Here is an 18,328-nt window from a genome sequence, read left to right as displayed (position 1 = left end):
TGGCCTCTGCAGTGTTCTTCTGGTGGCCGATACTCTCGCTATGGGCATTCCACCCGATTTTATGGGTTATAATAATGATTTCCACCGGCATGGTTACATTGGTCGGCTCCGTGCTCCTTTTCTATGAGTCGAAGACTGATTCGACCCGCCGGTATCTGAACCTTCCATTCAGCATCGATATTCTTGCGCTCCTCGTCACGGGACTGCTCAGCTTTTCCATTTCAGGATCGTTTCCTATGGGACCCATCGGGGAACTCTGGGCGTTCACGCTCCTGATACTCTCTCCCTGTGCGGCAGCGGTACTGTTCTCGATCCCGGAAAGCGGGAGGTTCCGGGAGACTTCACTCTATCTTGCAGCCCTCGTCAGTGCATATTCCGGAATCACCGCAGTGCTCCTGCTCTATGGGGGTTACATTCCGATGCTCGGACTGTTGTATTTCTACTGGATGCTGGGAATGCCGATCATCGGGGTGCTATTTCTCTTAAATGCCTGGTATTGGCCTTCAATAACTGCAGAAACCCTATCGGTGTAAATCGGGATGAAGATCCGGCCAGTTCATTGATTGGTTGTAATATTGCTCTTTGCATTCCTCTGTTAAATTATTGAAATAGTCAGGAAAAACGTTTTCCAGATATTCACCGAGGGATACGTTCTGGTTCCATAATTTCGCGGCCATTTCTTCATTCACCAAAGCCTCTCCATCGGTTGAGAGATTCTGTGGTGGAATGCATCCGCATCCACTATTATTATTCCCGCTGTAATAAGCCTGAACCATAACAACGAATGCAAATACAATGATAACGAGCACAACCGAAAAAAGGATGTGTTTTTTTGAGAGCTTCATGTGACTACCTTACTCGAAGAATTACGCGATATCCAGATCTGGTTACCAGGAAATAATAACATATCTCATCGGGATAAGATGGATCTGGTGGCAGTGGAACATACAATCCCTCAATTAAATATTCAGAGCCGTTACCTGAATGTTTAAATTTCTGTCAACAGTCAGTAAAAATCCACACTCACGAAGAGAAAATACCGCTTTTCTTCAAAATATACTTCGGGTAAATCTTAACCGTACTCTAAAATTCGTGCTTTTGGTAATTGGTCCTGATGGAGCAGGATGATGCAATTTCTTTCACAGGTCCTGCATACCCCGCTCGTCGAACCTCCAACGATTTTATTGTCGTCTATGGTTGGCAGGATAGGGTTCGAACCATTGCAGATGGTAAAGTAATGCACCACTTCATTTTCGATGAATGCTATGCGTTGCAATGCAATCAGTTGCCCGTTTTCAACGGCATAAACAGGAACGTATTTGGAATCGAATATAATATTCGCTCCATTTTCTAGATTGAACGAAATATTTGGAGAGCTTCCGGGAGTTACGGTTTGAAGATAACTGTGAACCGTATTGAAAATTTGACCAGGGGCCGGTCCGGAATCAGAGAATAAAGATTTATCCTGTTCTGCAATGATTACCTTATCTTCACCATACAATGAGGCACGATAACTCACTTCTCTCCCATTTTGAATCCCTGAAAAGAGCATTTCGAAAGAATCGATCTTTCCGGTGGAGTCTGTACGGAAATTAAATTCTGAGAAATGAACCGTTTCACGGTCAATACCTGTTGTCTCCAGCGTTTTCTCCCCTATTGAAGAAATCGAATTGTTATTTCCCACATACATCGGATGCGATAGTTGAAGTGAAGTGAGACTCATGCACCCCGTGGAAACTAGAATAAATCCAAAAGACAGGAACACGAAAAGGTATGGTTTTACAATCATTTTATAATCAAATAAAAAATGTTGTCCTATTATTTATTTACCGGTATTCAAACCATCTATTCCGGGCCGATCGGCAGACGGACCTGCAACCGATAAAGGAGGTTAGGACAGAAAACAGAAAAAAGGGAAAGGGCGAAAAAAATGAAAAAGTTTTCTCACCCCCCTTTCCCGCCTCCCTTCAGCAGTCCGTACTCGATCTCGTAGGAGCAGCCGGGCACCGAGATCAGGTAACTCACCTCCCGCTGTTGTTCTGCCTCGGCGATCTGCGTGAGCAGCGAGACCAGGTCCTCGGGAGAGTGCCCACAGATGACCCACTTCTTCGTCTCGTCGAAAAATCTTCCAGGAAACCGGGACGGGACGGTGTCCCGGGGCCCCGGTCACCCGGTCGTCCGAAAAAACGTTTGAGGTATCGATGCACATCGTCCGTAATTCATTCGTTACAGTTTCGCCCCCCATAGGTTCCGGTTAATACAGTAGGGGCTAAATGGGAATTGAGCGGTGAATATCAATGATCTACACCCTGAATCCTGATGAAAGAAAAGTTCTCAGATTCTTCCAGGAAGAGGACCTGCCTTTTCTTGCCGAAAAGGTCGCGTATGAAATCGGATACGACGAACGTGACGTGGTGAGAATATTCAAATCGCTTGCGGAAAAAGACCTTCTTATAACAGAGGACATGACCGGAGAACTTTCTCCTTACGGACGCGACTACGATCTTTTCCAGGATGAAAGCCTCCGGGAATTATCTATCCGGCGGGAAACGGAGATCGTGCTCGACGCCCTGGAGAACTCTCCCGAGGGGACCGTCTCTCGCACCCTCCTGGAATCGGTCGACGGGCTTACTCCCGCGGAGATTGATGCCGCAATCGACGAGCTGGACGGACTCGGATATCCGATCCGCTCACGCGTCCTGAAATAAACCAAAATATTGGCACAGATTTCCAGGACTCCGCACAGGCTCGCCCGGATAGCGAGATCGTCCGGGGTTCTCCTCACCCCCTCGTGCCGGCATATCATCCCCACCGCACTTTCGCGACACAACCGATGCACTCTTATCACTGGTGGTTCCAGTGTATGCTGCTGAGCCGACCTGCAGCAGGGGGAATATCATGGTGTTAACATCAAGGATATACGGGCATTCGCTTTCATCGATCGAGAAGGAGTTGATTTTTTCCCGCGAGGACACCGGATACGTCCGCTCCCTGCATACCTCCGGGGCGCTCTTTTCCCTCGACCCGTCACCGTTCCTCCAGTCCCCGAAACGGGTAGTGTACATCGCACACTGCACGCCCCCGGAGAACGGGACCTGGGTCTTCGCCTCGGTCTACGACGAGAAGCAGGAGATCATGAAAGACCGGGCGGGGTACTATACGCTCACGATAAAATACGTGGACTCCTGGTCGCCCGTGGACCCCTCTGCACTAGTACGGCCGGGCCCCCTCTCCCCCGGCGAGGTGCACGAGTATTTCACTCGCCCCTATCTCGGGGAGGAGGAGATCGTGGACGGGATCGCACTGTGTTCCGCCCTCTATTCCGTCTCCTCCCCGCCGCTCCCCGACGAGAAGGGCGGGGTGCATGCCGCGGTCCTCGGGAAGAAGAGGCCCTGGCAGGGGTTCAAGAAGTCCATGGGGGTCATCCCCCGGGAGTTTTCCCGCGAGACCGCACCGGTCTACTACTCGGTCGCGGACCGGGAAAAGCAGGTCGTCGATATCCGGGCGGAGGAGATCAACCTGGCGTACCTGAACCCCGAGACGTTCCCCATGCACATCCCGGTCGTGCTCGACGAGGTCGAGGTCCGGCCGGCGAAGGAATATACCCTCGACATGCAGAGCCAGGCGCCGCTGGTGACCGCGTTCCTCCTCGACTCCCTCATGGTCAGGCCCGCGGTCCCGGAATCGCTCTCCTCCTCGATCACCGACACGTTTCACGCGCTGATCGACGAGTTCAAGAGTTCCGGGTGGGTTCCCTACAAGCAGGACTTCGGCTCGCTCGTGCCGAGGCTCGGGATGGCTTTCGCCCGGTACCACTCGCACCGGAAGGTATCCCGGGACGACCTTACCGGGGCGGTGGACCTCTGGTCGGACATGTACTACCGGGCGAGAAAGGTGGTGAGCACCCAGTATGAGGTATCCCGTCTCTTCAGGCTGGACGACAGGTCAAGGAGGCTCTACCTCGACCTGGTCGACGCGTTCCAGCTGGAGACCCCGATCCCCCTGAAAGAGGCCAGGAGGCAGGCCGTATCGTTTCGGAACGACTGGGAGTTCGAGGAGGCCCTCGACACCCTCAACCGGAACGGGCTGCTGATCCGCCCGGGAAGGGACGCGATCACGATCCTGGACAACAGGCCGGTGAGAGTTTAGCAGGGTAAAAATTGTTTTTCGTGGGGAATAACTCCATAACAACACTATTTTGCGATGGATAACCGGCGCAGACCCAGTACTATTTCATTCATAGGTATCACCAGGGATTTTTTGTGGCGGGGGAAAAAGCGACAGAAAGGTCATATTACACGTATCGGGGGTATGATTGATGAATAGCAGAGACACCGCTTTCGCAGCGAAATTTTATTTTTGACGTTTCTCCTTCCCCTTTAACATGGAATATCCTCGGCTGGGGGGAATTAAATGGAGACCATATTTCTCTGCGAGATCCTTCGATACTTCTTTTATGAGTCTTTGGTCAATTGTAACGAAATAATTTGTTTTTACGGATATGGCTGTTGCAAGGAGTATTGCATCCTGAGTTTTCACCCGCCTGAATTTTAAAAATAAGTGATGCAATAATTTCCGAATAATTATCCCCTGTTTCCTCCGGTTCGTAAGACAATGGTATTATTGTACTATTGCCGAAGAGGATATCGAATTTCTTTTCGATACTCTCATACACCGTTTCCATGGAATCTTCCGGAAGGTCCAAGGCATTTTTCTCCTCGTTCCAGCGCGAGAGCGGTGTTCCATTCCTAAACAGGAGTATACATCTAATCTCATCCCGTATCGCAGAAAACACTTCGTTCATCGCGAGGTAAGAAAAATAAAATTCATCGGGGACCTCTTTTATTTTTAAATCGATAATTTTCTGGATAAACTCAATTGAAAACTGATGCCTGTTCAGATATACTTCCTTGAAATCAGCAGGGATTTGATATTTTGATATCAGAAGGTCAAGAACCCCGGAATTGGTCATCAACCAAGGAACAAGCGTATTGGTATCGATGCACCATCTCGTAGGAGCGCTCTTCAAATTTTGCCCCGGGATTTCTTTTTCGAGCTCCACAACCCTTTGATCTGCCCGGCTTGCCCGTTCACCGTAGAGCGCTGCCTTAGCTCGTAATATTTACCTGTGACAGGATTGTGGATTCTTTTGGTTGCCATGCTAGAACGACACATCATATATTTTTTGAACAATTATTTGTATCTATTCAGGAATTGCATGGTCTCGTGCCTGGAATGACAGTATCACCTTATCGGGAGGCTTCAGGTCAGATGTCCTATGTGGGGAAGACGAGAAATAAAAAAATGAAAAAAGAATAATTCACTCACCCCCCTTTCCCCCCTCCCTTCAGCAGCCCGTACTCGATCTCGTAGTAGCAGCCGGGCACGGAGATGAGGTAGCTCACCTTCCGCTGCTGTTCCGCCTCGGCGATTTGCGTGAGCAGCGAAGCCTGGTCCTCGGGTGAGTGCCCGCAGACGACCCACTTCTTCGTCTCGTCGTTCATCTTCCAGGACCGGGCCGGGATGGTGTCCGGGGCCTCGGTCACCCGGTCGTCCGCCGGGTCGAAGAAGGAGATCAGGTCCTGCTTATCCGCCTCGGTCTCCCACTGGGTGGCCCGGGCGAACTGTATGAGGTCGACGGCTTCTTCCTTCGCCTGGATGGCGTCGTTCTTCTGCCGGTTCTGCCAGACGGCGATGATGGTCGCGATGACGGCGGCGATCATCTCCAGTATGTGGATGATATCAGGTCCCATGTGCATCTTTCCCTGAATGAACGCGGTCGTGCTCTCCCCTGAGCTTCTCGAGCTCTTCGCACATCACGTCGTATTTCCCGATCTTCTGGTAAATGACGAAGAGTGCGGGGTAGACGGGGAGCACGGCGCAGAGCAGGACCGCGATGAGTTCGTATTCCATGAGGTCTCTCCGTGGTGGCACCAGGAGAATGGAGAGGTTGGGAAGAGGGGAGGATGCACCAAGGAACTCTCTCCAGTAGCCTCCTTACCGGGGCCGTTCACGTCCCGGTCGGGAAATGGCGAAAACCCGGTCGGGACGCACGGTCCTTGGATAAGGAGGGATGGGCTGGGATTTCCTCTCCTTTTTCCTATCCTTCCCTGCCCTCATCATGCGGTGCGAAATTTCTTCGCCGGTTTGGGCGTAGGATGGGAATCTATGGGAATCCCTCCCTCCTCTCCCCAAATCTCCTCATCATCTGTTGCCGTTGCCCGTTCAGGCGAGCGCCGGGACGGTATCGGCCCAGGTCTCCACGGCGGTCCGGATGGCGTCATCCGAGTAGGAGGAGATGGTCACGTGGTCCCGGGTGAATGCCACATAGTAGATCTCCCCGGAGGGGTCGTGGCACTTCAGGGTGCAGGTGAAGGAGTCCCGGTCGGTGTCCCGGACGGCGTCTCCGCCCATCGCGGTGGCGAGGGCTTCGTTTGCGAGGAGTTCGGTGATGTTCGCGGTGAACCCGGCGATGCTCGGGGCACGTGCGGTGATGTACCCCACCGTCGCGGCCAGGTTGTCCTCGAAGTTGATCCGGGCGGTGTAGGCCTCCCGACTCTTCATCACGGGGTCCTGGGTCACGTCGTTCTGGATGTAGGAGGTGCACCCGAAGGGGTTGTCGTCGAGGATCCCCTGGATGATCCCGTTGAAGGCGTTCACGTCCGCGATGGGAGTGGAGAGCTCCCGGACGGCGGTCTTGGTATTGATGGTCTGGACAAAGTCTGCCATGTGTGTTCGACTTCCTGCCTCGTCTCGTGAGGCACATATATATAGGACGTGAAAGATCTTAGCTGCTCACCGGGTTTCGGAACTGGGCGCGATGCGTGATGGGATTGAGGATTGAGGGGTGTTGAGAGGGCGGAATGCGGAGGAAGACCAGGCGGTATCCGGTGTCTTTTGGATCATATGTGCAATTATGGCAATTAAGACAATATTGATAATAATGCACAATCCATCTGAGTATGCAATTCACGCGGCATGAGCATGCCCGCGAAAGGAAGGTCGGCACGAATGGGAACGGTGACAAAGCGAATTCCGGTAGGCGCAGATACGTGGGCGAACCTCTCACGTCTCAAGGAACCCGGAGAGACCTACGACGAACTGCTCACGCGGTTATTGGAGATGGAAGCCGGACTGCGGCTCTCCCGTGAACTGCAGGCGCTCGAACAGGATGCCGGGGAGTTCGAAGAACTGGACTGACGCGAAAGTGAGGCCCGGGTTTGTATACGCTGGAAGTCCACCGGAAGGCCAGGGCGTTCCTGGAGGCGTTACCGGAAAAAATCCACGGGAAGGTGCGCGAGCGGCTCCTCTCCCTGCGTGAAGAACCCCGACCGAAGGAGAGCGAATTGCTCGTCCTCCCCGACGGGTACCGGGTGTACAGGCTGCACGTCGGAAGGGTCATCACGGTGTTCTACCTCGTTATTGAAGAGACCAGGACCGTCCGGGTCCTGAAGGTCATGACGATCGAACAGGCCCACAAAGAATATCGCCGGTGGGGATGAACTTCGCCCGGGTGAAGTCCCCGGGGTCCAGGGGGTCGGGCAGCGGAAGCAGTGCAATGGAGCGCGGAAACGAGCGCGGTCGGACCGACGATACGTTTTTTATCGATTGCTCCATCTTTATTATCATGCGTGATCGGCGCATCCCCTCGAGAACACGGGTACGCCTGCGTGCCCCGTCTCTCCCGGACCCCGGGAAAAAATGCCGAATTCGTTTCCACGAGGAAATGGACCGGATTGAAGAGAATGCCCGGTATGTCCCGCTCGAAGAATTGTAAATGCCGGGCTCTCAATACGGCGCGTTCGTGGCTATCCGGTCTCCCGGACCTCTATTCAGATTCTTACCCCGCCCCCTCGGCCCGGTTTCCCTCCCGGACCAGCCGCCCGTAACACTTCTCGCAGCAGGACATCGCCTTCGATGCACTCCGGAACACCGCATCATTTCCCCCGCAGATTGCGCATTTCCCCTGGGAGCACTTCGCCCGGGTGAAATCGCCGGGGTTCAGGAGGCCCGGGAGAGGTGCAATTCCTTTGACTTGTGCCGGTCCGGACTTCGTATTGAAGTTGTCCCGCTTCGCAGTTCTCTCTCGTTCCCGCACCCGTTTCAGGCATACGAAACACAGGTACTTCTCTTCCCCGTCCGGAGGATCGGTCAGTTGCCGGATCTTCACTGAAGACGTGGGAGCACTCCCACACAGGTGGCAGGGTTCGTCGGAATCGTAGGGAAGTGCAATGTAGTCCTGTTCCCTGAGATGATCCCATGATCCCATCGGAGGACCGGATGGGATCAGGTCTGGGATCACGAGATTCTCGCGTTCCTCATCTTCTTTCCCATTTCGTTCATTTTCCGGAATATTTTCATTTTCGTGATCCCATGATCCCGGATCGCGGGAGCATACCTCCGACCCCTCGCCCCCCTGGTGGGAATTTCCGGGGTCCGGAGGAGATGCTGCGCTTTTGGAATTATGGGATCTTAATGTACAATTATTCTTAGTATTCTCTTTAATATCATCCGGATTTTCTATCTGACCGTTTTCCAGGAAATCCGATCTGATCCCATTTGTGATCCCATCGCGTTTTTTTATGGGATCATTGGGATCAGGTCCGTCGCGATTCTTATGGTCAGGGTCCCCTTCAGAGAGCCACACCCCGTTGCCCCGGGTCCAGCTCCGGTAGCGTTCGTAGTCGAAGGTATAGTGGTTCTCCCTCTTCCGGGTGACCGCCGCGATGGTCCCTTCGCTGACCGTCATTTCGATGACGCCGAGTGCGGGACACTTCGCGAGGAGCCCCCCGGTGTCCCGGTCCCGTTCCAGCCGCCCGTGAAGGATGCGCCGGACCGCGACGTACGGGAGTCCCATCCAGGCCTGGGCGTCCTTGAGGGTGAACTCCCCGGTCTTCATTGCGAGTACCGAGTCGAGCAGCAGCTTCTCGTTCTTGAGCAGTTTCGAGGTCTGGCCTCCGTCGGTGGAGTCCAGTGCGGTGAAGAGCCCGGCGGCGTCGCGGAAGTCCTCCTCCGCGGCGTCGATCTCGGTCGTCCCGTCCGGAAGGGTCCGGCTCCCCCTCTGCATGAACCGCAGCGCCGCGAACGACCGGACGATGTCGAGGAACATGATCGGGTTCCTCCGGTTCCGGATGCTGTCCATCCGGATTCGTTTCGCGAACGGGATGCGGACGGTGTAGAGTTGTTCCCGGACGAGGGAGAAGATCTCCCGGCAGACGGCCACGTCCTCGTCTTCCTCTGGCGCTCCGCCCGATCGGCAGGCCCGGGCGAAGATGTGGTCCCGGACCCGCATGTCCTGCTGCTCGGAGTCGTCGATCCAGGGGTTCATCATCCGGTTCAGCACCTGGTCGTCGCCGGGGTTGTCCACCGAGAGGACCCACCACACGCACCGGGGCGGGAGCTCGAGGACCACCGGCTGGCGGTTCGCGTTCAGGGTGTAGTGGGAAAGGCCGTGCTGGAACTTCGAGGTCGCGTTCTTCAGCACTTCCCGGAGGTCCTCGCTCATGGAGAAGTCGTCGAAGATGATCGCGGAGCCGGGCGGGACCCCGTGGTAGAAGAGGGCCTTCGAGGTGATCGAGCCCTGCATCTTCGCCTCGGCGGGGAGGAGACGGAGGAATGCGTTCGCCGAGTCGCTCTTCCCTTTCCCCGAGTCTCCCGTGGGGCAGACGTGCAGGCCCCGGGAGTTCGCGACCGTCGTGGAGAGGATGCTCGCGAGGTAGCACGCCGCTACGACCTCGTCTCCCACGTGGCACTTCGCAAAGGTGTCCAGGATGAACTTCCGGGGATCGCCGGACGAAAGAATCTCCCTCGCCCGGTCGCGGAGCGGGTTGTCGCTGGCTGCTCCGGGTGGGTCATTAAGGTTCGGAGGCAATCCTGGTTCTTGCCGGGATGGAGACGTGGCGCTCCTGTCCATGCGAACCGATCCGTTTTCGGGATCGGATTCCGTACCAGAGTTCGCTCCGGACAGTGGCGAAGCGGAATTTGTTATCGGGTTACCGGCCTTCCCCAGGGGTGTCCCCGCTAGTCCAGTAGCGGAATTTGTCACTGCATTTCCAGTCCTCCCCGGAGGTGTCCCCGCTCGTGGAGTACCGGAGTTTGTCATCGGGTTACCGTTCTTCCCCAGAGATGTCCCCGTCAGTCCGGGAGCAGAATTTATCACTGCATTCCCGGCCACCCCCTGAGATGTTCCGGACAGTCGCGAAGCGGAAGTGGTCATCGGGTCCCCGGTCACCCCCGGACCCGTCCCGGGAACCGCAGCCGATTCCCCTTCCCGTTCCCGCTCGGCGTACTCGGTGTCGTACATCCGCCGCAGTTCCTGCCACCGTTGTGTTCCTCCCCCGCAGCTCGCGTGCTTGCACCCGGCGTAGACCGCTCCGCTCGGGAACCGGATGGCGAAGGCCCCGTCCCGGTGGGCGGAGGAGAACGGGCACTCTTCAAGGACGAAGAGGGTCCCTCCCTGCCAGGGCTTTTCGTACCGGACGGCGATCCCGTGCTCCCGGAGCCATCCCCGGAGTTCGATGGGGACGTTCCCGTCCTCGTAGACCTTCGTCCGGTCCCGGCCCTGTACGCTCGCGGTTGCGGTCGGAAATGCACGCGAAAACGCATTCGGGGGGACCGTTCCTTTACGGGCCGGAAAGGTCCCGGGAGAGAGGCCGGAGGGTCCGGTGAGGCCCGGGGATTTTCCCCGACTCTGACCGGAAGGTTCCGCGAGTCCCCTGGAGTTCCAGTGGTTCGGGCTGGCACTCCGGTCGAGGCCCGGGGATGCCCGACGATCCGGAAGAGGATTCCCGGCCGGTCCCTGCATTCCATTCTCCGGTCCCGGGTCCGTGGTGGGAAGGAGCCCGGCAAGCCGTTCCAGGGTCTCCCGGGAGACGAGTGGGACCGGGTCGGGGACCGAAAGGAGGTGGGACCTCCGGTGGGGACGTTCCCGGGTGTGGTCCCCTTTCCTGGAGACCGTACCGTAGAGCTTCCAGATCCGGGCGGCGTTGAAGACCGCAGTATCGACCGTGCACCGCTCGTCCGAGAAGAAGAGGGCGAGCACCGCGAGACACCGTTGGACCAGCTGTTTGCTCTCTTCGTCGTTCGGGAGGTCGATCCGGTAAAGGAGGTGCGCACCGTTCCCCGAATCCCCGCAGACCGGTTCGGGAACCCCCTGTTCCGCGAGCCACGCGGCGAGTTCATCCGCCTTCCGGAAGGCCAGGTCCCGTTCCTCGTCCGTCGCGGAGACTCCGCTCGGCCGGACCGGGTCGATATCGACGGGGAACCACCTCCGCCGGAGGATATCCCCGTCCGAGGTGGTGGCGTCCTTTGCGCCGAGCCGCATCTTCACCCGGTTCGCCCGCCGGGCGATCAGCGCCGGTGCCACCTCGTTCAGGGTGACGTACACCCCGTGGACCGTGGCGAGGTCCAGGAGCTCGGAAGACCGGGCGAGCAGGACGGGGTCGTCGAAGTACCCGCTGTGGGTGCCGTTCTCCGCGACGGCCCGGACTTCCACCACCCCGCCCGGGACGGAGAGGACCCGGACCGCCCGCTCGACCTCGTCCCGCATGGATGCCGTACCGACAGGGGATACGGCATCAGGCATGCTTGGTCACCCGGTCGCAGGCAGCGTTCGCAGTTGCCAAGGGTCCGGGCCAGCCCGTGGGGTTACGGGCAGGCCCTTCAACAGGGTCGTGTTCCTCCCGGTCCCTGCCGTCCTCTATATTCCTCGCGTCTTTTCGCAGGGTACAGCCGTCGCCCGCATCTCCAACCTGGTCATCTTCCTCCCGGTCCGGAACAATGTCCTCCTCCCCCAGGTGGTCCAACCTGAAGAGTTCTTCCCAGGGCATGAGCCGGTCGGGCTGACCCTCCTCTCCGGCCAGATCCAGCAGTTCCGGAGGCGTGTTGTAGAGTTCTCCCGGGAACACCCGCATCAACCCGAAGGGAAAGACCCGGTAGCGTTTCCACCCGTCCGGCGGCGACCGTATCCACACCTCGACCCGGAAGTTCCGCTTCGCCGTTCCCGCGACGGTCCGCATCCTCGCAACTTCCCGGGGATATTTGAGGGCCGCCGCGTGTGCGTCCGGGACCGGACTTCGCGAACTGCGGACCATGATCGCGACCCAGCCTGCCGGACCCATCGCCACGAGGTCGGGCGGAGAAAGTCCTCCTGCGATCCGGTACGCCTGCCACCCCTCGTCTTTCAGGAGGCGGCAGGCCTCGTACTCCGCATCGCAAAACTTCCGGTAGCGCTTGGTCACCGGTACACCCCCTTTGTTTCTTTTGGAAGGCGGGTCGTATCTGAAGGAAGAACCAGGCTCGTATCGGGCAGTGCTCCCACTTCAGGACAGTGAATCGGGTCTGGTGCGGATAGCACTTCCCCGTCTGGCTTGAGCATCAGATGAGTATCGTACGCTCCCTGCCTCTCCCGGTGCGAAATTGAATTTGGAGTATACAGGGTTTCTCCGTCGGGTCGGAGAATCAGGCCTCTAGTTTCCGGCTCCTCCCTCTCACGGTGTAAAATCTGACCTGCATCTTTCGGCTCCCCATTTTCATGGTGCAGAATCAGGTTCTTATCGGAGAGTATCCACAAATCCCGTCGTATTCTATCGTCCTCCCCGGACTCGGGGAGATTCATTGCTCCGGCTTTTCTTATACGACCTACGGAGCCGGCGTCCGTGCAGGATTCTACCAGCTCCACTTCTGGTTCATCGAATATTTTCATGGCTCTATCACTTCGAAATTTTTTATTCAACAACGACTCGGGAAACGGGCTAAAAACCGCCCAGGCTACGATGGTTCAAATGAAATGGACGAATGTCCGGGCCCGGAAGATCGCGGTAAAAATCCCGGTAGGTCTCGCAAGGCGAAAAAAAATGACCTTTCGGGATTTTATGATGGCACGGACCCGGAGGTGTCGTCCGTCACCGTCGATCGAAAAAGAGGGAGAAGTGGCTGCAGGGGCATACCGGGGCCGGGACCGGTCCGGCGAACATGGGGACCGGCGCCGGGAACTCTTCCGCTTCCTCGGGGAGGACCGTGCCGATAAGCACGTTGACCTGCAACCAGATCAGGGAGATCATGAAGATGACCGGGCGTCTCAATCGCGGGTCTGAAACGACTTCCCGCACCGCCACGGCCATCTTCACGACGAATTCCCGGATCATTGCTGTACATAAGGATACTATTATGGATAAGATAAGGATTGCGGTTGAATTGGAAAATGGCGGAAAAATTGTGGCGAAATTTTGTTTTTATTTGATGGAGATGCCCTGAAATGGAAACCGCGCGGAATTGTGGGGTGGATGGTTAAAAGGAAGGGGAAATGGTGGGGGAGGTGCGGCACTGGGGGGGAGGATAGGGGGGGAGAAAATGATGGAATATCGAAAAAGATCTTTTTATTGATACTTGCGATCTTTTCAGCGAGATACTTGTTTATTCCACTTGGGGAAATGACTATTTGTGGAAGGAAATCAAGCTAAAAATTTTTAATTATTTGTTTCACGTAGAATTGGTTTATGTATGGGTCACTATTTCGATAATTTGCAAACCCTCTTTGATGCGATAAAATATCAGTTAAAGATATACCACAACCCGAATTGCAATGTAATTGATAGATGTATTTCTTTTCCGGGGTTTTGGGAGGTGGTGGAAAAGTAAGCTCATAAATTAAGTGATTTACACCACAACCAATACCCGAATGTTGACCATGGCCAAATATCCATAATGAAGTAACATCTGGATTTCTAACTACTTCTATAAATTTTTGTAAAGTATCACAATGATAGACTTTATAGGGAATAGGGGGTTCCTGTTCATAGAAAAATTTTATGAGTATCCCAACGCCATCGCCATAAAAACTCATTTTTGCAATATTTTCATGAACAATAACAATTCCATCGTGTTCGCGACCTTGGATATATTCTCGTTTTGTTACTGCAAGATGATAACCAAAAATGCAGTCGATTAGAATGGGTAGCAATAAATATCGGATGTAATCCCTTCTCCTATATAAATATGGAATTTTAATTTTTATATAATGAATAAAATGTGAATATTTAGATTCTAGACAATTTTGAGGAATATTTGAATTCTTTTCATCCCAAGGATGTGCATATGATGTATATAAGGCGTTGATGTATACTATGAGTGGAACAACAAATTCTATAAACAAAAATATGCAATCGAGGACGATAAAAAATAATCCACTTAAATAACCTTGAGTAGGATGCCTCAAGATAACTTCGCTTATTTTCATATTTTTTCTGGATTTTAGAATAAATATGAATTAATATATCCGTGCAATTAGGAAAATATGTAGATGATCGATTTGAAAAACAACTGGCGAAAGCATTTTTAAAAGAATTTTTGAAAAATTAATTGATTTCCTTTATTGAATTTAAAAATTAGGTTATGAAAATATTTTTAAATGAATACTTCTTCTTTCTAATTAGGCTTTGATGTATGGTAGATCCTCTGTTGTTAGGTGCTGTGGGAATTGCTACCCTAACTTTACCTGAACAAGTAAAAAGAATTTTAGGACCAACTTCAGACTATCTTGGAGAAAAATTACGTGATTTAATTGCGTTACGACAAAAAAATCTCGAGGAAATTGTTATTAAAACAGGAGAGGTCCTCGGAGATGGAGTCGAAGAAGAAGGAATAATAAATCCAAGAATCGTTGAACGACTAATAAATTCGGGTTCGTATATTGAAGATGATCTTGTTCAAAGATATTTCGCCGGGGTAATGGCTGCCTCACGAACAACAACCGGAACTGATGATAGAGGGTTGTATTTATTAGATTTGATTATTAAAATGTCAAATGTGGATTTAAAAGCCCACTATATTCTCTATTCAAAAATGAGGGAAAAACATTTAGGGACATCTCATTCAATTTTCAAAGTTGAAGATAGGCACCGCCTTTTTTGTAGGATACCTGTTAATGAATTCTTTTTAGAATTTAGGAAATATTATAAAGATACATACGAGGAGATAGACATTCTTACTGAATTTGTACCACGTCTTTTAAAAGAAGAGCTATTGAATGACTGTATTTTTGGGCCTAGAAGTTTTTGTTCGGAGCGACAAAGAGCATTGTTTGTTCGAAAAAAAGAAGGCGCAAGAGCTAGACCTCGATTTTCGGTTGTTGATGCTAGTATTGGAGTTGCACCAAGGTCTAGTGAGGATCAATTAATACTTAGTGCCTATAGTTCTGCATCTACTGCTAGAGAAGACGCAGTGGATGAGGATTCGTATATTGTATGCACACCTTCACCATTGGGAGCCCAATTATATCTATGGGTACACGGTGAAGGACATCGTTTAGCAAATGAAATATTTAAACCTTCTTTAAAATTGAAGGAAATCTCTTTTTCATCATAATTTAACCGCTTATTATTTGGTGCATGGGGGAGGGCGGTGCAGGAAAGTGGTGTGGGGAGACTTTGGGAATTAGAATACTTAGTTCGAAATTCACATATATGTTGCACGAAATATTATCTGTTTGATTCAATTTCAAATAATGGGGGTAAGCATACGTCAGAAAAAATTCGAGAAGGAAATTTTGTTTCCCAGGAAAACAAAAAATTAAAGGTTTTTATTAGTTATTCACACGCTGATAACACCCCTGAAAAACCAAATGTCGAAGATTTCAAAACACATGTCGCACCCCTTAAAACTAATGGTTCGATTGAAGAGTGGTATGACCGACATTTGTTAGGTGGAGATGATTTTCAAGAGATTATCGGTCAAAATTTAGAAAAAGCTGACATTATTTGTTTGTTTGTTTCTGCAAAATTTCTTGCATCCCCTGAATGTCAAAATGAGAAAAAGATAGCATTTACACTTCGAAAATTGAAGGGGATACCGGTTATTCCAATTATATTATCTCAGTGTGCATGGAAGGATGATCCAAATATCTCTCATGTACTTGCGTACCCAGATGATGGTAAACCAATAACATCTTTTAACGATCCCAATGATGCTTGGCATAGTGTGTATCTTGGGATAAAAGCAATAGTTGAAAGAGAACAAAAAATCAAACAATTATCGATTAGAGATGAATTTCAATCTTTCTTATTTGACACCGAGTTATTAAACAAAGCTCATTCTCAAAAAGAATCCGTTTCCCTCAAAGATATCTACATAGAAACGGAGTTGGAAAAATTTGACATTGCAAAGAAAAGTACCTCTACTATCAAAACGACCGAGTTGTTTGAAAATCTGTTCTCTGAAAATCGAATCATCATCGCCGGAGAAGATCAATCAGGAAAAACAACTATCGCAAAGAGGATGTTTTGTGAACTTCGAAAATTAAATTTTATTCCTGTTTACATATCTGGTGATGATATCAAAACTCCTGGAAAAATAGATAATATTCTAATTAAATCCCTTCGTAAACAGTATCAAAATTTTGATGAAAATGTAATTAATCTTGATAGAATTGTTCCAATTGTTGATGATTTTCATCTTTCGAAAGATAAAGAGAAGCGAATTAAAGCCCTATTGAATTTCCCTCTTTGTGTTATCATTATCGATGATATTTTTGGATTAAATTTCAAAGATGAAAGCTTGATCTCATCGTTTATCACTTTCAGAATTAAGGAATTAAAACCGTCCATCAGGTCCGAATTAATTAAAAGATGGTTGAGTTTAAATGACAAAGAAATCGATCTTGATACGTATCAAGAAATCGATAAAAAAGTTGAACTCATCAATGTAACATTAGGGAGAAACATCGGAAAAGGACTAATTCCAGCGTACCCATTTTTTATTTTGTCCGCACTGATAACTTATGAAGCATTTGCGTTATCGCTCAACGAAGACATCACATCTCAAGGATATTGTTATCATGCATTTCTCGTCTATTATCTGAAAAAACGCAATGTGGAGAGTGATGATATTGATACTTACTTTAATTTCATGAGCGAATTTGCATCATTTTTACGCCAAAAAAATCAAAATCAACTAAATTTTAATGAATTTTCTGTTTTTATGGAGGATTATTCAAATAATTTTAATTTACATATAAAACCCGAAAAACTGCTTAAAAATCTCTCCGATGTTGTAATTAAAGATGGTTTGAATAATTTTTCCTTCAAATACCCATGTTTTTATTATTTCTTTGTTGGCAAGACTCTTTCAGAAAATCTTGATAAACCCGATGTAATTGAAACAATCAAAGAAATATTTAACAACCTTCAGAATCCCGAAAATGCCTATATCGCTGTATTCATAATACATCATTCAAAAAATGTTCAAGTCCTTAACGAAATAGAAACGATTTCACTTTCTTTATTTAATCAATATGATCCCGCAACTTTAAGCAAAGATGAAATGGCTTTTTTTGATGAGGAAATGCATAATGTCATTCGTGCGATATTACCCTCAGAAAACCATACTCCTGAAATGCATAGAGAACAGTTATCGAAATTTGAAGATGATTTTGAAGAAAATCACAATTTTGAAACAAACGACGATCAAGTAACAGAAAATAAGGAGTATCTCATAGATTTGAGAAAAGCAGTAAAAACTGTTGAAGTTATGGGAGTGATAATTCGAAACCGTTCGGGATCGCTAGAAAAAGATCGACTTCGAAATATTTTCTTATATGGTATGAATGTTCATTTACGAATTCTAACATCTCTCATCAATTCGATTAAAAGTGAAGAGTCACAAAAAGCGATTTTAGATTATATGACAATAAGATTGAGTCAGTTAGATGAAAAAAGAGATGCCAATAAAAAATTATCCGAAGAAGATAAAAGAAAGATGGCTCAAACGATATTCTGGAATATGTGTTTTATCATCGTATATGGGAATATTTTCAAAATAGTTAATTCGCTAGGTTCGGACAAATTAATTGAGATTTCCAATCAAGTTTGTGATGAAATTGATAATCCCGCAACGGCCCTGATTAAATATGGAATCCTCATGAAATATTTAAAAAATATACCGGTCGAAGAACTTCATCGAAGAATATCTCAAAAGGATTTTTCATTAATTGCAAAGAGATCTGCTGAAATGATGATTGTCGGTCATTGCGCTTTACATAATGTAGGTTACAGACAGAGACAGCAAATTGAATCTACGTTTCATATTGAAAGAGCAAAATTGACTTAAACCTTTGATATTTTTGGGTAAACTACCAGGTTAACCCCTGATTTATCTCTAACAGTTGAAAGAGTCCTCTCGTTTTTATTCGTTCTGTAACAGTAAAACCCAGACCCACCACCTCTACCGGTCCACAGGCCCTCCCGAGCGACCCTCAAAAACCCGACTTCCCAAAAAAGCTCGTATTTTACCCAGATTAATGTAAATTAACCCGACAAATGCCATCAATTAGAAT

General features: G+C 50.1%; 19 protein-coding genes. 8 read left to right on the top strand and 11 right to left on the bottom strand.

Annotated features, from left to right (window positions below; all coding sequences use genetic code 11):
- Positions 1-89 precede the first annotated feature (89 nt).
- Positions 90-533, top strand: a complete 444-nt coding sequence (locus J2741_RS01345; protein ID WP_209673261.1) for a hypothetical protein — start codon at positions 90-92, stop codon at positions 531-533.
- On the opposite strand, the gene J2741_RS01340 is transcribed toward J2741_RS01345, so the two are convergent.
- Together J2741_RS01340 and J2741_RS01335 are read right to left on the bottom strand one after the other, a co-directional pair.
- Entirely contained in the window at positions 522-845 is a 324-nt protein-coding gene (locus J2741_RS01340) for a hypothetical protein (protein ID WP_209673260.1), read from the bottom strand. The two genes, J2741_RS01345 and J2741_RS01340, sit on opposite strands and share 12 nt — an antisense overlap.
- A gap of 227 nt (positions 846-1,072) precedes the next feature.
- On the bottom strand, positions 1,073-1,723 hold the full coding sequence (locus J2741_RS01335; RefSeq protein ID WP_209673259.1) for a hypothetical protein: 651 nt from the start codon (positions 1,721-1,723) through the stop codon (positions 1,073-1,075).
- A gap of 574 nt (positions 1,724-2,297) precedes the next feature.
- Between J2741_RS01335 and J2741_RS01330 the strand changes: the two genes are divergently transcribed.
- The gene (locus J2741_RS01330) at positions 2,298-2,708 is read left to right on the top strand and encodes a hypothetical protein (RefSeq protein ID WP_209673258.1); all 411 of its coding nucleotides are present in this window, start codon (positions 2,298-2,300) and stop codon (positions 2,706-2,708) included.
- Positions 2,709-2,898: 190 nt separating this feature from the next.
- Positions 2,899-4,149, top strand: coding sequence for a hypothetical protein (locus tag J2741_RS01325; protein ID WP_209673257.1), 1,251 nt, complete (start codon positions 2,899-2,901; stop codon positions 4,147-4,149).
- Positions 4,150-4,468: 319 nt separating this feature from the next.
- Here J2741_RS01325 and J2741_RS01320 read toward each other — a convergent pair whose 3' ends face one another.
- The 4 genes from J2741_RS01320 to J2741_RS01305 all read right to left on the bottom strand — a co-directional run bounded on the left by J2741_RS01320 (position 4,469) and on the right by J2741_RS01305 (position 6,729).
- Positions 4,469-5,062, bottom strand: a complete 594-nt coding sequence (locus tag J2741_RS01320; RefSeq protein ID WP_209673256.1) for a hypothetical protein — start codon at positions 5,060-5,062, stop codon at positions 4,469-4,471.
- 262 nt (positions 5,063-5,324) lie between these two features.
- A complete protein-coding gene (locus tag J2741_RS01315) occupies positions 5,325-5,753 on the bottom strand; it encodes a hypothetical protein (RefSeq protein WP_209673255.1) in 429 nt (142 codons plus the stop codon).
- A complete protein-coding gene (locus tag J2741_RS01310; protein ID WP_209673254.1) occupies positions 5,743-5,913 on the bottom strand; it encodes a hypothetical protein in 171 nt (56 codons plus the stop codon). Before J2741_RS01310 ends, J2741_RS01315 begins: the two co-directional genes overlap by 11 nt.
- Before the next feature lie 312 nt (positions 5,914-6,225).
- Complete coding sequence (locus J2741_RS01305) at positions 6,226-6,729, bottom strand: hypothetical protein (protein WP_209673253.1); 504 nt, start codon at positions 6,727-6,729, stop codon at positions 6,226-6,228.
- Between the two features lie 282 nt (positions 6,730-7,011).
- Here J2741_RS01305 and J2741_RS01300 point away from each other — a divergent pair, with 282 nt between their 5' ends.
- Both J2741_RS01300 and J2741_RS01295 read left to right on the top strand, forming a co-directional pair.
- A complete protein-coding gene (locus J2741_RS01300; RefSeq protein WP_209673252.1) occupies positions 7,012-7,200 on the top strand; it encodes a DUF7557 family protein in 189 nt (62 codons plus the stop codon).
- A 20-nt stretch (positions 7,201-7,220) separates the two neighbouring features.
- Positions 7,221-7,502 carry a type II toxin-antitoxin system RelE family toxin gene (locus J2741_RS01295; RefSeq protein ID WP_209673251.1) on the top strand — a complete coding sequence of 94 codons (282 nt, stop codon included), beginning with the start codon at positions 7,221-7,223 and terminating at the stop codon, positions 7,500-7,502.
- Positions 7,503-7,840: 338 nt separating this feature from the next.
- Here J2741_RS01295 and J2741_RS12870 read toward each other — a convergent pair whose 3' ends face one another.
- The 4 genes from J2741_RS12870 to J2741_RS01275 all read right to left on the bottom strand — a co-directional run bounded on the left by J2741_RS12870 (position 7,841) and on the right by J2741_RS01275 (position 13,145).
- Positions 7,841-11,548, bottom strand: a complete 3,708-nt coding sequence (locus J2741_RS12870) for a hypothetical protein (RefSeq protein WP_245249554.1) — start codon at positions 11,546-11,548, stop codon at positions 7,841-7,843.
- Between the two features lie 28 nt (positions 11,549-11,576).
- Entirely contained in the window at positions 11,577-12,239 is a 663-nt protein-coding gene (locus tag J2741_RS01285; protein WP_209673250.1) for a hypothetical protein, read from the bottom strand.
- On the bottom strand, positions 12,236-12,703 hold the full coding sequence (locus J2741_RS01280; RefSeq protein ID WP_209673249.1) for a hypothetical protein: 468 nt from the start codon (positions 12,701-12,703) through the stop codon (positions 12,236-12,238). The genes J2741_RS01285 and J2741_RS01280 overlap by 4 nt, the downstream gene beginning before the upstream one ends.
- Positions 12,704-12,902: 199 nt before the next feature.
- A complete protein-coding gene (locus J2741_RS01275) occupies positions 12,903-13,145 on the bottom strand; it encodes a hypothetical protein (protein WP_209673248.1) in 243 nt (80 codons plus the stop codon).
- 138 nt (positions 13,146-13,283) lie between these two features.
- Between J2741_RS01275 and J2741_RS01270 the strand changes: the two genes are divergently transcribed.
- Positions 13,284-13,460, top strand: a complete 177-nt coding sequence (locus J2741_RS01270) for a hypothetical protein (RefSeq protein ID WP_209673247.1) — start codon at positions 13,284-13,286, stop codon at positions 13,458-13,460.
- On the opposite strand, the gene J2741_RS01265 is transcribed toward J2741_RS01270, so the two are convergent.
- Positions 13,457-14,236, bottom strand: a complete 780-nt coding sequence (locus tag J2741_RS01265; protein WP_209673246.1) for a hypothetical protein — start codon at positions 14,234-14,236, stop codon at positions 13,457-13,459. The genes J2741_RS01270 and J2741_RS01265 overlap by 4 nt on opposite strands.
- Positions 14,237-14,442: 206 nt before the next feature.
- Here J2741_RS01265 and J2741_RS01260 point away from each other — a divergent pair, with 206 nt between their 5' ends.
- Together J2741_RS01260 and J2741_RS01255 are read left to right on the top strand one after the other, a co-directional pair.
- Positions 14,443-15,363 (top strand): hypothetical protein, encoded by a 921-nt coding sequence (locus tag J2741_RS01260; protein ID WP_209673245.1) that lies wholly within the window; start codon positions 14,443-14,445, stop codon positions 15,361-15,363.
- 36 nt (positions 15,364-15,399) lie between these two features.
- Positions 15,400-18,102, top strand: coding sequence for a TIR domain-containing protein (locus J2741_RS01255; RefSeq protein ID WP_209673244.1), 2,703 nt, complete (start codon positions 15,400-15,402; stop codon positions 18,100-18,102).
- The last annotated feature ends 226 nt before the right edge of the window (positions 18,103-18,328 follow it).

Origin of the sequence: Methanolinea mesophila, from assembly GCF_017873855.1 — an archaeon.
GTDB classification, from domain to species: Archaea; Halobacteriota; Methanomicrobia; order Methanomicrobiales; family Methanospirillaceae; genus Methanolinea_B; species Methanolinea_B mesophila.
Note: the sequence above shows the minus strand (reverse complement) of the source record. Positions and strands in the feature narration are given on the sequence as shown.